This is a genomic window from Corallococcus exercitus (assembly GCF_003611585.1).
Lineage (GTDB): Bacteria > Myxococcota > Myxococcia > Myxococcales > Myxococcaceae > Corallococcus > Corallococcus exercitus.
Genome location: NZ_RAVW01000599.1, coordinates 1 through 4,401, shown reverse-complemented (window position 1 = coordinate 4,401; position 4,401 = coordinate 1). Strand labels below are relative to the sequence as shown.

General features: G+C 71.7%; 5 protein-coding genes. All 5 read left to right on the top strand.

Features of this window, described 5'->3' with window-relative positions; translation table 11 throughout:
- A partial coding sequence (locus tag D7W79_RS39355) for a M91 family zinc metallopeptidase (RefSeq protein ID WP_244222225.1) occupies window positions 1-905 on the top strand: 905 nt, incomplete at its 5' end.
- A gap of 10 nt (window positions 906-915) precedes the next feature.
- Window positions 916-1,572 (top strand): hypothetical protein, encoded by a 657-nt coding sequence (locus tag D7W79_RS39350; protein ID WP_120530360.1) that lies wholly within the window; start codon window positions 916-918, stop codon window positions 1,570-1,572.
- Window positions 1,573-1,693: 121 nt separating this feature from the next.
- Window positions 1,694-2,413 carry a spermidine synthase gene (locus D7W79_RS39345; protein WP_244222224.1) on the top strand — a complete coding sequence of 240 codons (720 nt, stop codon included), beginning with the start codon at window positions 1,694-1,696 and terminating at the stop codon, window positions 2,411-2,413.
- Between the two features lie 109 nt (window positions 2,414-2,522).
- A complete protein-coding gene (locus tag D7W79_RS39340; protein WP_120530358.1) occupies window positions 2,523-3,722 on the top strand; it encodes an NAD(P)H-dependent flavin oxidoreductase in 1,200 nt (399 codons plus the stop codon).
- 81 nt (window positions 3,723-3,803) lie between these two features.
- Window positions 3,804-3,956 carry a transposase gene (locus D7W79_RS39335; protein WP_120530357.1) on the top strand — a complete coding sequence of 51 codons (153 nt, stop codon included), beginning with the start codon at window positions 3,804-3,806 and terminating at the stop codon, window positions 3,954-3,956.
- Window positions 3,957-4,401 lie beyond the last annotated feature (445 nt).

Sequence of the window (4,401 nt, the reverse complement as noted above, 5' to 3'; positions counted from 1 at the left end):
GCAAGGACACGCTGCAGGGCCAGGACGGCGACGACTACCTGGAGGGCGGCGCGGGCGATGACCGCATCCTGGGCGGCGAGGGCCGCGACGTGCTCTACGGCCTGGACGGCAACGACTACGTGTCCGGCGGCAACGGCCGCGACTACATCGACGGTGGCGCGGGCAATGACCGGGCCTACGGCGGCGCGGGCGATGATCAGGTCATCGGCGGGCGCGGCGACGACACGCTGAGCGGTGGCCGGGGCAACGACGCGGTGGCGGGCGGCGAGGGCAAGGACAAGGTGGCGGGCGGCACGGGCACCGACAAGCTCTACGTCGAGGAGAACGAGACCACCGCCGACTCGGAGAAGGCCGAGCGCGAGATCGTCGACATGACGGACGCGGATCAGCGCGGCTCCTCCGTGTCCGTGACGGGCAGCGCGGAGTTCCAGGCGCGCACGCAGTCGGACCTGGACGCGCTGCGCTCGCTGCCCGCGGGCCAGGAGCTGCTGGGCACGCTGGACAAGAGCGGCAAGAAGACGGTCATCCGCGAGACGGCCAGCGGCAACAGCGCGGGCGGCACGAACTTCAACGACGGCTTCATGAACGCGGACGGCACGCCGGGCAAGGGCACGGACGCGCAGGTGAACTACAACACCACGCGCATCTCCCTGGGCACCGAGGAGTGGATGAACCGCCCGCCCGTCGTCGGCCTGTTCCACGAACTGGTGCACGCCTCGGACATGAACAACGGCACGCTGGCGCTGGGCTCCAAGGACGGCACGCGCAATCTGGAGCCCTCCGCGGTGGGCCTGCCCATCGACCTGGACCAGAACCCGGCCACGCCGGACGTGGTGCAGGGCGGCCGTCCTGGCGAGAACGTCCTGCGCGACGACCTGAACCTGCCCACCCGCCCGCGCTACTAGGATGCGGAGGATGAGGACCTTCCGCCGCGCTGGTGCCATCATGGCGCTGGCGCTCATCGTCGGGTGTGCGCGGGCGCCGGAGCGGCCCGCGGCAGCCCCGGCGGACCCAGGAGGACAACGCGTGGCCCAGGCGGACGTGGAGCTGAAGGTGGAGTCGGTGGCGCGCGAGGCGGACACGCTCGCCGTCACCTACGCGGTGCACAACCGGACGCCGAAGGCCGTGCTGCTGCTGGACGGCCTGTGGGACGTGGGCTTCAGCGGCCACCTCACGCTGGCGCCCGAGCGGGCCTACGTGGACCTGTCCGGTGGCAAGGTGGTGCTGTCGCGCATGCTCCTGCCGGTGCCGGAGGACCTGGCGGTGGAAGCCCCGGAGGTGCCTGCCGTCACGCGCGTGGAGCCAGGCGCCACGGCGAACCGCCGCGCCGTCGTCCCGCTGCCCCTGCGCACCGCGCTGCCGTACCCCACGGGCCCGGAGGAGACGCGCGAGCTGTCCGCCGTGCGCGAGGTGTCCCTGCGCGTGGGCTACCTGCCGGACGCGGACGCCATCACGCTCAGCCAGGGGAAGGACTCCCAGGGCACGCCCGTCCAGACGCCCCGGTACGGGCCAGCGGTGACGGCGCAGCGGGTGCTGGACAGCGGGCCGCTGCCGGTGACGGGCGCGAAGTAGGGAGCGCGAAGCCCTGGCATCGCCGGACGAACTCGATGACGGCTCCGGGCCCGTCATCGTCACCGAGGACGCGGAGGGACGCCGCTCGCTGCGCTTCGGCGACGGGGGCGCGCGCCAGAGCGTGGTGTGGCCTGGCGAGCCCCTGCGGCTGGAGCTGCCGTACACCCGCATGGTGATGGTGGCGCTGGCGTTCGTGCCCCGGCCGGAGAACATCCTCGCCATCGGGCTGGGCGGCGGCGCCATCCCCATGTTCCTGCGCGCGGTGCTGCCGGACACGCACATCGACGTGGTGGAGCTGGACGCGGCGGTGGTGGACGCCGCGAAGGAGTACTGCGGCTTCCAGGAGGACGCGCTCCTGCGCGCGCACGTGGCGGACGGGCGGGCCTTCATCGAAGCGGACGGGCCGCCCTACGACGTCATCATCCTGGACGCGTACGGGGCGGACCAGATTCCCGGGCACCTCTGCACGCGTGAGTTCCTGGGCGCCGCGCGCGCGCGGCTGACGCGGGGCGGCGCGGTGGTGGGCAACATCTGGGAGTCCGCGGCGAACCCGCACTTCGACGCGATGGTGCGCACCTACCAGGTGAGCTTCCACGGCCTGTCGCTCTTCGAGGTCCCCACCAGCACCAACCGCATCCTGGTGGGGCTGGAAGGCCCCTCGAAGCTGACGCGCGAGGCGTTGGTGGAGCGGGCGCGGCGGGTGGAGCGGGAGCTTGGCTTGCCGTTCCGGCTGAGCACCCTGGTGGCGCAGCGCTACCGGCCCCTGACGCGGCGGCTGGCCCGGGGGCGGGTGTTGACGGACGCGGGGCTGGGGCCCGGCGGCCTCATCCCGGAGGAGTGAGGCCGCTCTGCTGGCCAGTGAGCACGGCCCCGCCCGGCCGCGGCTGAATCGAGGGGCGGCGCTGCTAATCTTGAAGGCTCGGTACGAGAGCATCCTTTCGGGAGACGCGATGAACGGCGCGAACGACGGACGACCCGGCCAGCCCCTGGGTTCCTCCGAGGACGAGGTGCCGCAGGCGGACGGCGAAGCCGAAGCCGCGGGCCTGGAGGCCCGTCCGAAGCCGAAGCCCATCTACGTGCTGGAGGGCAACGCGCTGAAGACGCGCCTGACGCGCGACGTGGGCATCCACTACCCCTTCGTCGGGGCGGGCATGGCGTTCGTCTCCTTGCCGCCGCTGGTGGTGGCGGTGTCGGAGGCGGGCGGCCTGGGAATGTTGGGCACGGCACCCGAGCCGCCGACGGTGCTGGAGGCGCGGCTGAAGGCCATCCAGGCGGGCACGCAGCGCCCCTATGGCGTGGACTTCATCGTGGACAAGCTGGAGCCGCACGGCTTCACGACGCGCGACCACGTGGACACCTGCATCGCGGCGAAGGTGCCGGTGGTGGTGTTCCACTGGACGATGCCGCCGCGCGAGTGGATCCGCGCGCTGCAGGCTGCGGGAACGCGGGTCTGGGTGCAGGCGGGCACGGAGGACCTGGCGAGGCAGGCGTTGGACGCCGGGGTGGACGGGCTCATCGCGCAGGGGCGGCAGGCGGGCGGGCGCAACCTGGGCAGCACGCCGACGCTGGCGTTGGTGAAGGCGTTCCGGAAGCTGACGGACGCGGTGCCGGTGCTCGCGGCGGGAGGCATCGCGGACGGGTTCAGCGCGGCGCGAGCGCTGCACCACGGCGCGGACGGCGTCTGGGTGGGCACGCGGCTGGTGGCGTCGGTGGAGGCGTACGCGCACCCGCTCTACAAGCAGCGGCTGGTGGACGGGGACGCGGGCGACACGACGATGACGACGCTGTTCGGGCCGGAGTGGCCGGGCAAGCGCATGCGGGTGATCCGCAACCGCGTGGTGCGCGAGTGGGCGGGGCGCGAGTCGAGCGTGCCGCCGACGTCCGAATCCGAGCCCATCGGGACGACGCGGCTGTTCCCCGGCGTGCTGGACGTGCAGTACGTGATGCCGAAGTTCAGCTCCTTCCTGCCCACGCCGGACACGCAAGGCGACCTGGAGGAGATGAGCCTCCCGGCCGGAGGCGCGAGCATGTCGCGCATCGACACCGTGCAGCCCGCAGGGCAGATCGTCGTGGAGATGATGGAGCGCGCGCGGCGGTTGCTGGAGTCCCCGGAAGGGCTGGACGAAGCGGACGAGGACGACCGGGGTTAGGGGGGCCGGACGCTTTACAGCATCTAACAAAAGTCAGGGCTGGGCTGGTCAGCGACAAGGGGCATCCCCGACTTCTAGGGCATGGTCCGCGAACTCGTCCCCGACGCTTTCTGGCATCCCGTGGTGCCGCTGCTGCCTCTGCCTCGGCCCAAGAAGAAATTGGACCGTCCCCGGGTGGATGACCGCGCGGCGCTGGAGGCCATCGTCTTCGTCCTGCGAAGCGGCATCCCCTAGGAGATGCTGCCTCTCAAGCAGTCCGGCTTGCCGGGCATGACAGCTTGGCGCAGGTTGGAGGGATGGACCCGGGCTGGCGTGTGGGAACAACTCCAGGCGAGGCTCCTGGACGAGTTGGGCCTGCGCGGCGAGGTGGACTTCTCGCGCCCCTCCATCGGCGCCTCGTCCGTGCGGGCGTCAAAAAGGGGGCCCTCACGGGCCCAACCCCGGCGGATAGAGCGAAGGCGGGTAGCAAGCATCATCTTCTCATAGAGGCCCATGGGCTGCCTCTGACCGAGTCGATGACTGCCTCCAACGTGCACGACACGCACGACCTCTTTCCCCCTTGTTGACTCCGTGCCCGCAGTGCGAATGCCTTCGGGGCAGCGCCGCTTCCGCCCGGGAAAACTCCACGCCGACAAAGCCTACGCCCCGGGAAGAACCGAAGCGGGCTTCGCCTGCGCGG

Coding starts and splice junctions, on each gene's coding strand:
- D7W79_RS39350 (WP_120530360.1), top strand. CDS start 916: ATGAGGACCTTCCGCCGCGCTGGTGCCATCATGGCGCTGGCGCTCATC.
- D7W79_RS39340 (WP_120530358.1), top strand. CDS start 2,523: ATGAACGGCGCGAACGACGGACGACCCGGCCAGCCCCTGGGTTCCTCC.
- D7W79_RS39335 (WP_120530357.1), top strand. CDS start 3,804: ATGGTCCGCGAACTCGTCCCCGACGCTTTCTGGCATCCCGTGGTGCCG.